Here is a 13,258-nt window from a genome sequence, read left to right on the forward strand (position 1 = left end):
TACTAGCAGGGGTGTGCTACTAAACCCGGGCCGTGGCAAGATCGGCCAGATAGCCGGCGGCCTTGTCCGGTGACATGAACCAGTCCTGGAATTCGGGCGGATGGTTGAAGCCGTTGGCGAACCTGTGGGCGATCCGGGGCTCGGCATTGGCGGCGCCCAGCAGTTCCAGGACGTGGGGCGGCGGCGGGGCCAGGAGGGCATTTGTCCAGTCTGCAACGTGCTGCGCGTATTCCCAATAGTGTTCAAAGGTTGCCTGCATAAAGGGGGCGTCGTAGGCCTGGCCGCCGTGGTTGATGATGCTGTCCATATAGCTGGCAGCGCACTTACTGGCGTTGTTGGAACCCTGTCCGGTGATGGGATCGTTCAACACCACGACGTCGGCCAAGCCCAGTACCTGCCGTCCGCTGGGAAGTGTGGCAATGGGGTGGCGGACGGTAGGGGCAAACCGACCCTGGAGGATGCCGTTGGGATCCGTCAGTTCACTATCTGCCGCGCGTTCCGCTTCCCAGGGAAGGAACTTTGCGAGTAGGTTTTTGGAATTGTCCAGGTGTTCTTCGGGGGAGAGGCCCTTCCAGCTGTCCATGGGCCCGCCGGGTACGCCTTCAAAGACCATGATCTCGCAGGGACCCGTGGTGGTCAGGGCCGGGAACACGAAGTACTCACCAACCCCGGGGATGAGGTTGAAGGAGACTGCCGAGTACTCTTCCCGCGGTTTGAGGCCTTTTACGTAGGTCAGGGCCAGGGCGCGCTGCGGCGCGTCGTAGGTGCTCCGCTCAGCATCGCGGGTGAAGAGCTGGGCGATTTCCCCCTTGCCTGCTGCCACAATCACCAGGTCCGAGTCCTGCGTGTACCGTTCGAGTTCCTCCACGCCGGCATCCTCAAATACCAGCTCTCCACCGCGGGCGGTGAACTCCTGCATGAAGCGGGGAAACTTGACGCGTTGGTCAATGGACTGGGCGTGGTGGTCCAGCCGTGATGCCCAGCTGATTGCTTTCTCACCGGGCAACTCCGGGTGCGGGACAGTGAAGGAGACGCCATCCACTGTGGGGGCGTCGGGCCAGAAATCCAGGCCCAAGGCGCGCTCGTTCTCAAGGGCGTTGTGGAAGATGCATTGGCTGGAGGCGACTTTGCCTGCCGCGATCTCTTCCGGTGTGCGGTTGGAAATGGTGGTCACCCGGAAACCTGCGTCCAGGAGGCCGATGCCCAGCTGCAAGCCGGACTGGCCTGCGCCGACGATGGTGATATGGCGTTGCGTCATGATGGTTCGCTCCTTCTTTTCGGGGAAATTTCAGTTGGCTGCAAGCAGCGGGATGGCTTCTTCGGCGCGTTCGGGACCCAGTGCTGAGTAGCCGCCGTCCACTGCCCAATCGGCGCCGGTGACAAAGCTGGCCTGGTCGCCGGCGAGGAATGCCACCACGTCTCCTATTTCGTGGGGACGCCCCACACGCTTGAGTGCGTGGAACGGTGCGGCCACGGAATCGGTTTTCTCCAGGTCTCCGTTGCTGAGGGAGTCCATGATGTTGCTCCACACCCACCCGGGGCTCACCGAGTTGACCCTGATGCCGTCCGGCGCAAAATCAACGGCCATGCTGCGGGTCACCTGGACCAGAGCTGCCTTGCTGGCCGGGTAGAGCCATCGGCCGGTTTGGGCCACGGAACTGGAGATGGAGGTGAAGTTGATGATTGCCCCATGGCCGGAGGCCTTGAGGTAGGGACGTGCGGCGTTGCTTGCCACCACGGCGCTGATCAGGTTGACGTTGAGCGCATCCAGCCAGTCCGCCCGGCCCGATCCTGCTCCATCGTCCTTGTAGGTGCAGGCAAGGTTGACCAGGATGTCCAGGCCGCCGTTCCGGGCTGTGGTCTCCTCCAGGAGTCCGGCGACGGCGGCATCGTCCGTGATGTCCGTGTGGGAGTAGTGGATGCCGTCCCCCAGTGCCTTGGTGAGCGTTTCGCCGTCGGGCGCTATATCCGCCACCACCACGGTGGCGCCGGCGTCGCGGAGGGCGCTTGCCACTCCCAGGCCGATTTTGGTTGCTCCGCCGGTGACGATTGCTGTCCTGCCTGCGAGTCCTGACATGGCCAAACCTTTCCGATTGATGCAATGTTGCGTGATTATGACGTGCGTCACGGTGGTTCCATGACTGACTTTAGGCAGTGGGCCAGGGGCGGGATATCCACTTGGCGCGGGCAGCATCCGAATCACGCAGGGTCTTCCTCCTCTTCCTGCCAGCCAACCCAGGCCGCGGACGTGAGCTGGATTTCCTTGGCTTGGAGCTCCTCTGCCCAGAGTTCAAAGTGGTCCCGATCCCGGTCCTCGCGCCTGCCGTGAACCAGCTTGATGTTTTTCATGTGTCCTCACCTCGCTTTCAGCGCTTTTGCAGTGGTGTGAGCTGCGTCATACTTGTCCTGAATGCGACTCTAGGCAGTCGCCGAGATCCGGAATATCCGCGCGGCGCTTTGAACATCCGAAAAGCGCAAAACACTGGAGTGGGTGCCTGCATGGTGAGGATTCTTTCCCGCGACGTTCTGCGGGGGCGCCCAACAATGGCCACCTCCGACGTTGACGAGGCACATGCCAGGATCGCCGAGTTGTTCTGCAGCCATGAGCTCGCGCCGCGGACCCGGACGGCCGCGGTGGATATGAAGCTGCGTTCCCTGCACCGGGGGGACGTGGGCATTGAATTCCTGGACTACGGCGCGGATGTCCGCATTGAACCCGAAGGCCTGAAGGACTTCCATTTGGTGCAGATTCCCTTGGCCGGACACGCGTCCATGCAGGTTGGCGGCAGTGCGGTGGAATCAAGCCCGAAGATGGCGACTGTCCCGCCGATCGACCGGCCGTTCTCCATGAGCTGGAGCGGTGGAAGCCCGCACTTGATCGTGTATGTACGCCGCTCAGCCGTGGAGCGTGTTGCGGGCCAACTCTATGGCGATAATGCAGTGGACCTGGGCTACGGCATGGACCTGACGGGCGGCGCCGGCCGCGCATTCCTGAGGTCCGTCGTCGAGCTTCATGACGACATGATCAGCCAGCCGCAGTCCACGGCTCCCGTGTTCGTGCAGGGCTTGCTGGCTGACAGCATGGTGTCCCGGTTGCTGATGGCCATGAATTCGCCGGAGGGCGATGCCAAGGAGGCAGAGCCTGAAAGCCGGCTGGTCCGGGAATGCCGGGAATTGCTGGAGCGCCATGCTTCCGAGGACCTGACAGTGCCGGACATCGCCGAGTGCCTGGGCGTATCGGTCCGGACGTTGCAGACCGCGCTCCGGGCGGAAGTCGGCGCAACGCCGTCGGAATTGCTGCGGAGTATCCGGCTGGACCGCGCCCGGGGGATGTTGCTGGAGGCTGATCCGCGGGAGCAAAGCGTCACAGCCATTGCCGAACTTTGCGGCTTCACCCATCAGGGCCGTTTTTCGGCACTGTACTTGAAAACCTTCGGGGAGCTGCCGTCGGAGAGCCTGCGCCGCTGACGGCTGCTGGCCCTGCTCCTGCCGGTTCAGGGCCGTGCGCCCGTTGGAAGCCTTCGCGGCAGGACGGAAGGAATCGCGACGGCGGCAATACCGGACACCGCGAACAGCAGCAGCCAGGAAGCGCCTGCTCCCCATCCCGACTGCCCGGCCAGAGTCTGTACCAGCCCCAGCGCAGCGTTGGCCAGCAAGACGGCGAGTCCCCCGCAGCTAGCGGCCAGGCCGTAGTAGGAGCCGCGGCCGGTGGCCTCGGAAGGGACGAACCGTGGGATGACGGAAAGGATGGTGGGTGTGAGGCTCATGTGCCCCAGAATCAGGAGGGCCACCGAGACCGCCATCATCGCGAAGGCGCCGCTTCCGAAGGGATCGCCGCTGGGTCCGGACACCACGCCGGCACCTGCCGCAAGCAGGAAGGAGATTCCCTGGAGCGAAAAACCCGCGGACATGGCCCGGGCTTCCCCCAGCCTCCGGACAGCTGCCGACACGGGAATCTGCAGGAGGAGCGTCAGGACGGATGCCATGAGGAACATTCCAGCCAACCACCCCTCGCCAAGTCCCAGCCGGGCAAGTGCCAAGGGAATGGTGAAGTAGAGCTGGTTGTAGGCCACCATTTTTATGCTGACGAGGACGCAGAATCCCAGGAAGAGCCGGTTCCGCACGGCCTCGGGTATGGCAAAGTTCCGGCGGGTGAGCGGCTCTGGTGATGTCCCTCCTGGCGTGGAGGGTAACCGGAGCCAGAGCAGGACCGTGACGATGGCGAAAATACCGCTTCCGAAAGCCAACGCGGCGTCGAAACCCCAGCCCATCAGTGCTGCTCCGAGCAGGGGTCCCACCAAGGCCCCGAATTCTCCTGTCAGCGCCAGCCACACAAAGACGGAGCGTTTTCTCGGCTGGGATTCGTCGAGGTCGTCCGCTGTGGACAGCTGTGATTCCAGTGCAGGAGAGAACAGCGCACCCCCTGCACCGGTAAGCACTGCCCCCAGGAGAAATCCGGGGAAATCAGCGGCAAGAGCCAGTGTGAGGTAACCGGTGATGCGCACCAGGCAGCCGAGCAGGATTGAACGTTTCGCCCCCCAATGGTCGGCCACCATTCCGCCCAGCAGGAACATGCCCTGCTGGCTGAAGGTGCGGGCACCCAACACCAGGCCGACGGCGGCGGCTCCCATGCCGTATTCACCGGACAACGCGGTGGTAAGGAACGGAACCACTGCGTAGAAACCGATGTTGAAGACCAGCTGGGCGCCCAGGAGCGTGGATGTTTCAGGACGTGACAGGCGCGCCACGGAAGCTTCTCCCGTCGGGGTCGGTCCCGGGCCTGTCCACGGGAGAAACGGCCCGGGGAAGCGGAAGAACCGCGGAAACCAGTTGTTTGCTGTGCTCGTGCTGCGGATTGGTGAAGAACTCTCCCACGGTGGCCATCTCCACTACCTCCCCGCGATAACACACGGCCACGCGGTGGCTCATGTAGCGGATGACGTTCATGTCGTGGGAGATCATGATGAGGGACATCCCCCGGTTCCGATGCAGCCTGAGCAGGAGATCGAGGATTTTCCGCTGGGTAATGGCGTCCAAGGCAGATGTCGCTTCGTCACAGATCAGGACGGCAGGTTCCAGCAGAAGGGCCCTGGCGATGGTGAGCCGCTGCAACTGGCCTCCGGAGCACTGCCCGGGGCGGCGGTTCAGTATCGCGGGGTCCAGCTCCACTTCACCGACCACCTGGCGCACCCGCTGGATGCGTTGTTCTGCCGTCGCCGGGCTCCGGAGCAAAGGCGCCTCAAGGCTGTCGGCGAGTGTCATCCGTGGATCGAAGACGTCGTAGGGTTCCTGGAAAACAAGCTGCACTCCCGCACCAGGAGCCGCCGTGATTGTCCCGGAGTCCGGGGTCCCCAAACCCACCAGGAGCCGGGCCAAAGTACTCTTGCCGGAGCCCGACTGGCCCAAAATGCCCAGGACCTCGCCCTGGCTCACGCGCAACGTCACGTCACTGAGCGCCGCCGTTCTCTTGCGGAAACCGGTGGGGAAAGTCTTGGTCACAGCTTCCGCTTGCAGGATTGGGGTTCCGGGGCTTTCGGCGGCCCTCACCGGATTCTGGTCCGTCCGTGGATCGAGGGCCGAGGCTTGGAGGAGTTCCCACGTACTGCAGTGCGTCTGCGGGGAGGTCAGGACAGTACGGGTGGGTCCCTCTTCCACCACGCGACCATCATCCATGAGGATCACCCTGTCGGCGAAAGCCGAGACTGTGGCCAGGTCATGGGTGATGCACAGAACGCCCAGATGATGGTTTCGCCGCTGCTGATCCAGCAATTCAAAGATCTGGCGTTCCAGGGTTTTGTCCAAGGCGGAGGTGGGCTCATCGGCCAGAAGGAGTTCGGGCTTCCCGGCCATGGCAACGGCCATCATGGCCCGCTGGGCCATACCTCCTGACAGCTCGTGGGCGTACGATCCCGCAACACTTTCAGGAGATTCGAAGCCGGCATCGGCCAACAGCCGGAGGGCTTCGGCGTGGGCATCGCGTCCCCGCAGGCCGCGGTGCAGCTTCAGCGGCTCGCGGATATGCTGTTCCACTGTCATTCGTGGGTTGAACATCCGCCGTGGTTGCTGATGCAGCATACCGATCCGCCCACCGCGCAGTCGGTTGAGTTCACCTTCGCTGAGGCCGCGCAGTTCTGACCCGGCCAGGCGGATGGATCCGGATCGGATCGCCACGTTTCCGGGGAGGAGCCCGGTGACGGACAAGGAGGTCATGGTCTTGCCGCTGCCCGATGCTCCCACCAGGGCAACGAATTCTCCCGGTTCCACGTGCAGGGAGACGTTATGCAGAATGTCCGGGGAAGAAGGGGAATCCCGCAGCCCCGCATGGAGGCCCTCTATGACGAGCCCGTTATGCATGGGCCGGCACCGCCTCCGGAGCAAGGACCTGGGCCGGAGTCAGCCGGGATGTCCGCGAAAGGTGCTGTCCCAGGAGGGTTACGCACAGCGCCACGGCAAAGATCACCAGGCCGGGAGCCAAAATGGTCATGGGTGCCCGGGCTGCGTAGGGCTGTGCGGCTGCCAACATGGATCCCCAGTCCGATTGCGGCGGCTGAACGCCGAGCCCCAGGTAAGACAGTGCGCCCACGTTGATCAGGAAGTGGCCAAAGCGAAGGGTGGCCTGGCCCAGCAGGGGAGCGGCCAAGTGCGGGATGATGTGCTTCATCACAATGAACGACGGCGGGCACCGCAGCACATGCGCTGCTTCCACGAAACCGCGGGCTGAAACATCCAGCGCCAGCGAACGCGCAAGCCTGGCAAAGGGAGTCCAGCCCGTGACCGTCAATGCCAGCAGGAGAGACGGGTAACCCGTCCCCAGGATTGCGACCAAAAACAACGCGACAACCATTTCCGGCATGGCCAACAGGACATCGTTGGTGCGGGTGAGGAACTCATCCAGCCAACCCCGCCGCCGTGCGCTGAGGACGCCAATGGCCGTACCGGCGACGGCGGTGATCACGGTGGCCAGCGCCGCGAGCGTCAGGGAGAACCGACCGCCGTCGAGCAACCGGCTCAGGGTGTCCCTGCCCAAGTGGTCGGTGCCCAGCAGGTGACCGGCGCCGGGTGCAGCCAGGCGCGTGGCAAGGTTTTGTTCCGCGGGCGGGTAGGGGGAGATCCACGGGGCCAGGAGCACGCCCAGCACAATAACTGCCAGGATGGCGCAGGCGATCCACAGGTGCAGGGGGAGTCTACGCAACGGTGGACCTCATTCGTGGGTTGAGGAGCGTGTGGACCAGATCGGCGATGGTGGTGAGCAGGACGGCGAATGTCACCACCACCACTACTGCCCCCTGGGCGATCGGAATGTCGCTGTTGATCACCCCGTCGAACATGAGCCGGCCCATGCCCGGTATGGAGAACATGACTTCCACAATCACGGAGCCGCCCAGCAGGCCAGCAAACCAGATGGCCACTGTGGTGGTCAGGGGAAGCAGCCCGTTGGGGATGACGTGCTTGGCCACAGTGGCAGCCCGGGACATGCCCCGGCTCCTCGCAGCTGCCACGTGCTCCGAAGTCAAGGACTGGAGAACGCCTTCCCGGACAGCGGAAGTGAAGAAGCTGGTGGGCCGAAGCGCCAGGACGGCTACGGGAAGGACTGCCGAGGTTGGGCCCGCCCACCCGGCAGAGGGGAGCAACGCAAGCTGCAGGGAGAACACCAGGACCAGCATCGGGGCAAGCCAGTATTCCGGCACAGCGATGAATGCCTGGGTCACGGCACTGATGCTGCGGTCCAGCATCCGTCCTTCGTTCAGCGCGGCGGTAACTCCCAGGGCCAATGACGCCGCCGCGGCTACCACCAGGGTCAGGATCACTATGGAGAGCGTGATGCCCAGTGCGGGCAGGACTTGGTCGATTACCGGCGTGCGGCTGGAATAGGACAGTCCCATGTCGCCGCGGAGGAGGCTGCCGAGCCATCGCAGATACTGAGTCCACAAAGGGTCCTGGAGGCCCAGCTCGGCGGACAGGGCCTGCACGGCTGAATCGTCGATCACGTCTCCGGCCACCCGGGAACGGATGATCTTGCGGACCGGATCTCCCGGAGTCAGGTAGGGGATGAGGAACACTGCGAAGGACGCAAGAAGGACAGCGGCCACCAGGGCCGCTGTCCGTCGAGCGAGGAACCGGATCATGGTCAGGAGGCGGGCTTCGCGGTCTGCGCCCTGAGCACGTAGCGGGCCAGGGGGTCCTGGGCATGGCCCATGACGTTGGAACGCACGGCGTCGATTGCCTGCTCGTTGACAAGCCACACATTCACGGCTTGGTCCTTCAGGATTTTTCCAGCCTGTGCATACAGGGCGTAGCGCTCTTCAGAGTCAGCCGTCTTGGAGGCCTTGGCGATGAGGGCGTCGTAATCCTTGTTGCAGAAGTGGCTGAGGTTGTACGTGCCGTCGCAGGTGTAGTCGGCGGTCAGGAAGCCGATGGGATCGGCGATGTCAATCAGCCGGTTGCGCTGGCTGAGCACCATGTCGTAGTTCCCGGACAACAAATCAGGCTCGACGGCGGCATATTCCTTGGTCTTGATGCTCACCGGAATCCCGGCTGCCTTGAGGTTGTCCTGGATGACTGCGGCAACATCGGCGAACTCTGCGCGCTCGACGATAGCGATGATTTCCAACGGTCGCCCCGCGGTGTAACCGGCATCTGCCAGGAGCTTCTTGGCCGCATCCACGTCCTTTGCCGGAGCGCCCTGTTTTTCGCCGGCCCAAGGCTCTGAAGGCGCAAACGGGCCGCTGGCGGGAACAGCGGCGCCTTCGTAGACGCTGGCAGCGAGGGCCTCAAGGTCCAGTGCTTTGGTCACGGCCTGGCGGAATTCAACGGTGTCGAACGGTGCTTTGCCATTGTTCATGTAAAGCGTTGCCGTGCGGGGGGAGTCTGCTTTGAGAACCTTGACGTTGCTGTCGCCTTCAATCGCGGACAGCCCGGAGACCGGGATGGACATGGAGATGTCAGCTTCGCCCGTCTGGATCTGGGTAGCGCGGGTGGCTCCGTCGGTGACAAAACGCACTTCGGCGCCGGCCAGCAGGACCTCCCCACCCCAGTAATTGGGGTTCCGATCCAGGGTCAAGGACTGCTTGGCCTTTTCCGAGACGGGCGTGAAGGGCCCAGTGCAGTGCCTGAAGGGGTCAACTGCTGCGCCTTCGAAAGCTGCGGGGGACAGGATTCCGGCGTTGACACTGGCCAGGCGATACGGAACCAGAGGGCTCTCCGCAGGGGTGCTGATGCGGACCGTACGCTCGTCCTGAACGGTGACGCTGCTGATCACCTTCGGGTTGAACGCCCTGGCCGGTACTGAGGCCTTCAGGACGTGCTGCAGTGACCCGGCCACCGCCTCGGCTGTCAGTGGGCTGCCATCCTGGAACGTGACGCCCTCGCGGATGGTGAAATCCCAATCCAGCGGCGATGTTTGTTTCCATTCCGTGGCCAGCGAAGGCACGATCTTGCCTTCGGCCTGGTCAAAACGCGTCAGCGTTTCCAAACAGCCGGAGAGGGAAAGGATGTAAGCGGAATCGCTCTCGAGTGCCCAGTTGGCTACAGGCGCGCGGAAGTTGTCCACCACGATCCGTTGCTCTTTGTCAGCAACCTGCGTCGGCTGGCTGGTACCCGTGTTGGTACCCGTGAAACCGCAACCGGTCAGGGCGAGGAGGGCTGCCAGTCCCAAGGAGACGGAGGCAGGCAGGGAGAATCGCATAAAACCACCTGGGTGAGGGCGCCTGCGGACGCTGCAGGCGGGGGAAGTGCGGCCTGGAGGCCGCAACTTAGTTTAGGTTCACCTAAGTTACAAGACAAAATTCGGAGCGTAACGCCCCGCCGTCGGAGAGCCTGCGCCGCTGGCGGCTACGCCTCCAGCACGTACGTCTTCAGGTCATCCAGGGTCTGCTGCATGTGCGCGTCCATGGCAAGCCGGGCCTCGTGGGGGTTGCGCGAATCCAGCGCCGCCGCGATCTTCCGGTGGTGGCCGATTGCGTGTTCCTGGATCTCGCGGACGGCCGAGGTCTGCGCGCGGCGGGCTTCCAGGACCCGGTGCAGGGGTTCGAACAGGACGGCAACGAACACATTGCCGGAGGCGTGGAGGATGACGTCGTGGAAGGCGAGATCGGCCTCCACGAACGCAGCGAGGTCATTGGCCTCATGGGCGTTCTGCATGTTCTCAACGTGGCGGTGGAGGGTGCGGAGTTCCTCATCGGAGATCCGTTCCGCGGCCAACTCGCAGGCTCCGGTTTCCAGCATGCGGCGGAGCTCAATGAGCTGAATGGCAGCCACCGCGTCCTTGGTTCCTTCTGAGGCGGCCCTGAGGACGGCCTCCAGCGAAGCCCACTGGTTCAGGGGATTGACGAAGGTCCCACGCCCGCGTTCCACGCTGAGGATCCGCTGGGCTTCCAGGGTTTTCATAGCTTCCCGCACGGTCATGCGGCTCACCTCATGGCGGGCGCTGAGCTCCAGTTCGCCGGGCACCACCGTTCCTGGCGGAAACTCGCCCGCTACGATGCGGTCCAGCAACTCATCAGCTACGACGCCGACCAGTGACTTGCGTGCCATGTATCCCCGTTTCTCCACTCCCGCCGGCCCCCAATGTCCAGAGGCTGGCTGGATGTCTGACATCTTACGCTGGCGTGGCGCCCGGTAAGGGAGGGCACCTTGCGTCGGGAAGAGCCGTGTGTCACACTAACAATCAAATGTTAGATGTCAGACATCTTACATTCATGAAACCGCAACAGAATTCTCCACTAATGGAGTGCCCACGATGGAGTGCACAGTGACCCTAGAAGCCGACGTTCTGGCCGCCTTCCCTGCGGAAGTCCAGATCCCTGCACAGCTGGTGGCAGATGCCGTTGCCGCATCCTCGACCACCAAGCCCCGCGTCCTGGTTGTCCTTGATGACGACCCCACCGGCACACAGTCCGTTGCGGACCTGGCTGTCCTCACCCGCTGGGAGGTGGCGGACTTCTCCTGGGCCTTTGCCCACATCAAGGAGCAGCAAACCAACCCGGCCGTTTACGTGCTGACCAACACCCGGAGCCTGGACCCGGCAGAAGCCGCGGCCCGCAACGAGGAAATCGTCCGTAACGCACTGGCCGCCGCAGCACCCGCAGGCCTGGCGCTGGGCTTTGTCAGCCGCAGCGACTCCACCCTCCGGGGCCACTACCCGTTGGAGCCGGACGTCATTGCAGCCACCGTGGCCGCCGAGACCGGCGAAACCACCGACGGTGTGGTGATTGTCCCGGCATTCCCCGACGCCGGCCGCGTCACCATTGGCGGTGTGCACTACATGCGCGCCGACGCCGGCGCACTGACTCCCGTGGCTGAGACGGAATTCGCCAAGGATGCCTCCTTCGGCTTCGCGAACTCCGAGATGGCCAAATATGTGGAGGAAAAGTCCCAGGGCCGCTTCCCGGCCAGCGAGGTGATCGTCCTGGACCTGAACATCATCCGCGCCGGAGCAGCAGCAGGCGATCCCGCAATCTCCGCCAAGGCTATTGCCGATGCCCTGGAGGCCGCCACCGATTCCACCCCGATCGTGGCTGATATTGTCACCGAGAACGACTTCCGAGCCCTGGCGCTGGGACTTGATGAGGCAGAACGACGCGGCAAGAAACTCCTCTACCGCGTGGGTCCTCCCTTTGTCCGCGGCCGCCTGGGCCAGGAAATCCGCACCGCGTTGACCTCTGAAGAGGCGTACGCCGGCAACACTCCCTCCACAGCTGGGGGCCTGATTGTGGTGGGCTCGCACGTTGGACTCACCACCCGCCAGCTCAACGACCTGACCTCGCAGCACAGCTCGGCGCGCATCATCGAGATCGACGTCGAGAAGCTCATTGCCGGAACCAAAACCGAGGGCGAAGCAGAAGCCGACGCCTACATTGAAACCGTCGTGTCCGACGTCGTCGAAGCCCTTCACAAGGGCGACGTGATTGTCCACACCAGCCGCCTGCTCATCAAAACCGACGATCCCGCAGCAAGCCTGAAGATCGCCCGCACAGTCTCTGCCGCCGTCGTGGCCGTGGTGAACCGGACGCTCAAAACCTTCCCGCCGCGGTTCGTCATCGCCAAGGGCGGCATCACCTCCTCTGACGTAGCCGCCCATGGCCTTGAAATCCGTCACGCCATTGTCCGTGGCCCCATGCTGCCGGGCATCGTGTCCCTGTGGGAGCCGGTGGACGGTCCCGCCAAGGGGATCCCTTACATCGTCTTCGCCGGCAACGTGGGTGACGACCAGTCCCTGACCCAGGTCACCCGCAAGCTCAGCGCCACTTTCTAAAAGCACACATTCAATGGAGAACACCATGACCAGCAGCAACTACACCATCACCGTCCTGGGCCTCGGCGCCATGGGCCTGCCCATGGCAACCCGTCTGGCCTCGCAGCTCACTGTCCACGGATTCGACATCGCCGAGCCCCGCCTGGAGCTCGCTGCTGAAGCCGGCATCAAGACCTTCGCTTCCGCGCGGGAAGCCTCCCAGGGCGCCGACGCCCTCCTGCTCGCGGTCCGCAACGGTGAGCAGCTCAACGACGTCCTGTTTGGCGAGAATGGTGTGGCCAGCGTGCTGAAGCCGGGCGCCGTCGTGATCCTCGGCAGCACCGTTGGCACCGAAGCCATCCCGGCCACTGTCGCCAAGCTGGCCGAGTACGGCGTCGCACTGGTGGATGCCCCGCTGTCCGGTGGCCCCAAGCGCGCCGGCGAAGGCGACCTGCTGATCGTTGTGGGCGCCGAGCCTGAAGCGCTGGAGAAGGCCCGCCCGGCCCTGGAACTCCTGGCCTCCACCCTGAGCATCGTGGGCGACAAGCCGGGCGATGGCCAGGCACTCAAGACCGTCAACCAGCTGCTGTGCGGCGTCCACATTGCTGCCGCAGCCGAGGCCATGGCCTTGGCGGACGCACTGGGATTGGACCAGGCGAAGACCCTGGCTGCGCTGGAGGCCGGAGCCGCCGGATCGTTCATGTTGTCCAACCGTGGCCCGCGCATCCTTGAGGCGTACACGGAGGACGGCGCCGAGGTCCTCAGCCGCTTGGACATCTTCGTCAAGGACATGGGCATCGTGGGCAAGGCCACCCGTTCAGCCGGCCTCGCCGCGCCCGTTGCCGCTGCTGCCGAACAGCTTTACCTGCTGGGCCAGGCCCAGGGCCTCGCCGCTGCCGACGATTCCGCCGTCATCAAGGTTGTTGCGCCCACCAAGCGCACCGCCTGACCCCCATAAGAACCGCGACGACGGCGGTCCCCCCTTCGTCGTCGTCGCACCTCCCACCAGTCATCATGTAACTGGTA

11 protein-coding genes and 1 pseudogene are annotated in these 13,258 nt (G+C 63.9%); 3 read left to right on the top strand and 9 right to left on the bottom strand.

The window, feature by feature from the left end:
• Window positions 1-19: 19 nt before the first annotated feature.
• The 3 genes from JOE60_RS01130 to JOE60_RS01140 form a co-directional block, all read right to left on the bottom strand.
• Window positions 20-1,258, bottom strand: coding sequence for a styrene monooxygenase/indole monooxygenase family protein (locus JOE60_RS01130; RefSeq protein WP_167269156.1), 1,239 nt, complete (start codon window positions 1,256-1,258; stop codon window positions 20-22).
• A gap of 30 nt (window positions 1,259-1,288) precedes the next feature.
• The gene (locus tag JOE60_RS01135; RefSeq protein WP_167269153.1) at window positions 1,289-2,077 is read right to left on the bottom strand and encodes an SDR family oxidoreductase; all 789 of its coding nucleotides are present in this window, start codon (window positions 2,075-2,077) and stop codon (window positions 1,289-1,291) included.
• Between the two features lie 122 nt (window positions 2,078-2,199).
• Window positions 2,200-2,349 (bottom strand): hypothetical protein, encoded by a 150-nt coding sequence (locus JOE60_RS01140; protein ID WP_167269151.1) that lies wholly within the window; start codon window positions 2,347-2,349, stop codon window positions 2,200-2,202.
• A 195-nt stretch (window positions 2,350-2,544) separates the two neighbouring features.
• On the opposite strand from JOE60_RS01140, the gene JOE60_RS01145 reads away from it, so the two are divergent.
• Window positions 2,545-3,468: an AraC family transcriptional regulator gene (locus tag JOE60_RS01145; protein ID WP_239528782.1), complete on the top strand. Its 924-nt coding sequence runs from the start codon at window positions 2,545-2,547 to the stop codon at window positions 3,466-3,468.
• Window positions 3,469-3,494: 26 nt separating this feature from the next.
• On the opposite strand, the gene JOE60_RS01150 is transcribed toward JOE60_RS01145, so the two are convergent.
• From JOE60_RS01150 to JOE60_RS01175, 6 genes are all read right to left on the bottom strand, one after another.
• The gene (locus tag JOE60_RS01150; RefSeq protein WP_167269147.1) at window positions 3,495-4,748 is read right to left on the bottom strand and encodes an MFS transporter; all 1,254 of its coding nucleotides are present in this window, start codon (window positions 4,746-4,748) and stop codon (window positions 3,495-3,497) included.
• A complete protein-coding gene (locus JOE60_RS01155) occupies window positions 4,726-6,354 on the bottom strand; it encodes an ATP-binding cassette domain-containing protein (RefSeq protein ID WP_167269144.1) in 1,629 nt (542 codons plus the stop codon). Before JOE60_RS01155 ends, JOE60_RS01150 begins: the two co-directional genes overlap by 23 nt.
• Window positions 6,347-7,192: an ABC transporter permease gene (locus tag JOE60_RS01160; RefSeq protein WP_167269142.1), complete on the bottom strand. Its 846-nt coding sequence runs from the start codon at window positions 7,190-7,192 to the stop codon at window positions 6,347-6,349. The genes JOE60_RS01155 and JOE60_RS01160 overlap by 8 nt, the downstream gene beginning before the upstream one ends.
• Entirely contained in the window at window positions 7,185-8,126 is a 942-nt protein-coding gene (locus JOE60_RS01165; RefSeq protein ID WP_167269139.1) for an ABC transporter permease, read from the bottom strand. Before JOE60_RS01165 ends, JOE60_RS01160 begins: the two co-directional genes overlap by 8 nt.
• A 2-nt stretch (window positions 8,127-8,128) precedes the next feature.
• Window positions 8,129-9,685, bottom strand: coding sequence for an ABC transporter substrate-binding protein (locus tag JOE60_RS01170; protein ID WP_167269137.1), 1,557 nt, complete (start codon window positions 9,683-9,685; stop codon window positions 8,129-8,131).
• Window positions 9,686-9,831: 146 nt separating this feature from the next.
• Window positions 9,832-10,533, bottom strand: coding sequence for a FadR/GntR family transcriptional regulator (locus JOE60_RS01175; RefSeq protein WP_167269135.1), 702 nt, complete (start codon window positions 10,531-10,533; stop codon window positions 9,832-9,834).
• A 217-nt stretch (window positions 10,534-10,750) separates the two neighbouring features.
• On the opposite strand from JOE60_RS01175, the gene JOE60_RS01180 reads away from it, so the two are divergent.
• Entirely contained in the window at window positions 10,751-12,253 is a 1,503-nt protein-coding gene (locus tag JOE60_RS01180; protein ID WP_167269133.1) for a four-carbon acid sugar kinase family protein, read from the top strand.
• An 82-nt stretch (window positions 12,254-12,335) separates the two neighbouring features.
• Window positions 12,336-13,094: pseudogene (locus JOE60_RS01185) on the top strand (NAD(P)-dependent oxidoreductase); the annotation flags it as partial.
• Between the last annotated feature and the right edge of the window lie 164 nt (window positions 13,095-13,258).

It is taken from the genome of Paenarthrobacter ilicis, assembly GCF_016907545.1.
GTDB classification, from domain to species: Bacteria; Actinomycetota; Actinomycetes; order Actinomycetales; family Micrococcaceae; genus Arthrobacter; species Arthrobacter ilicis.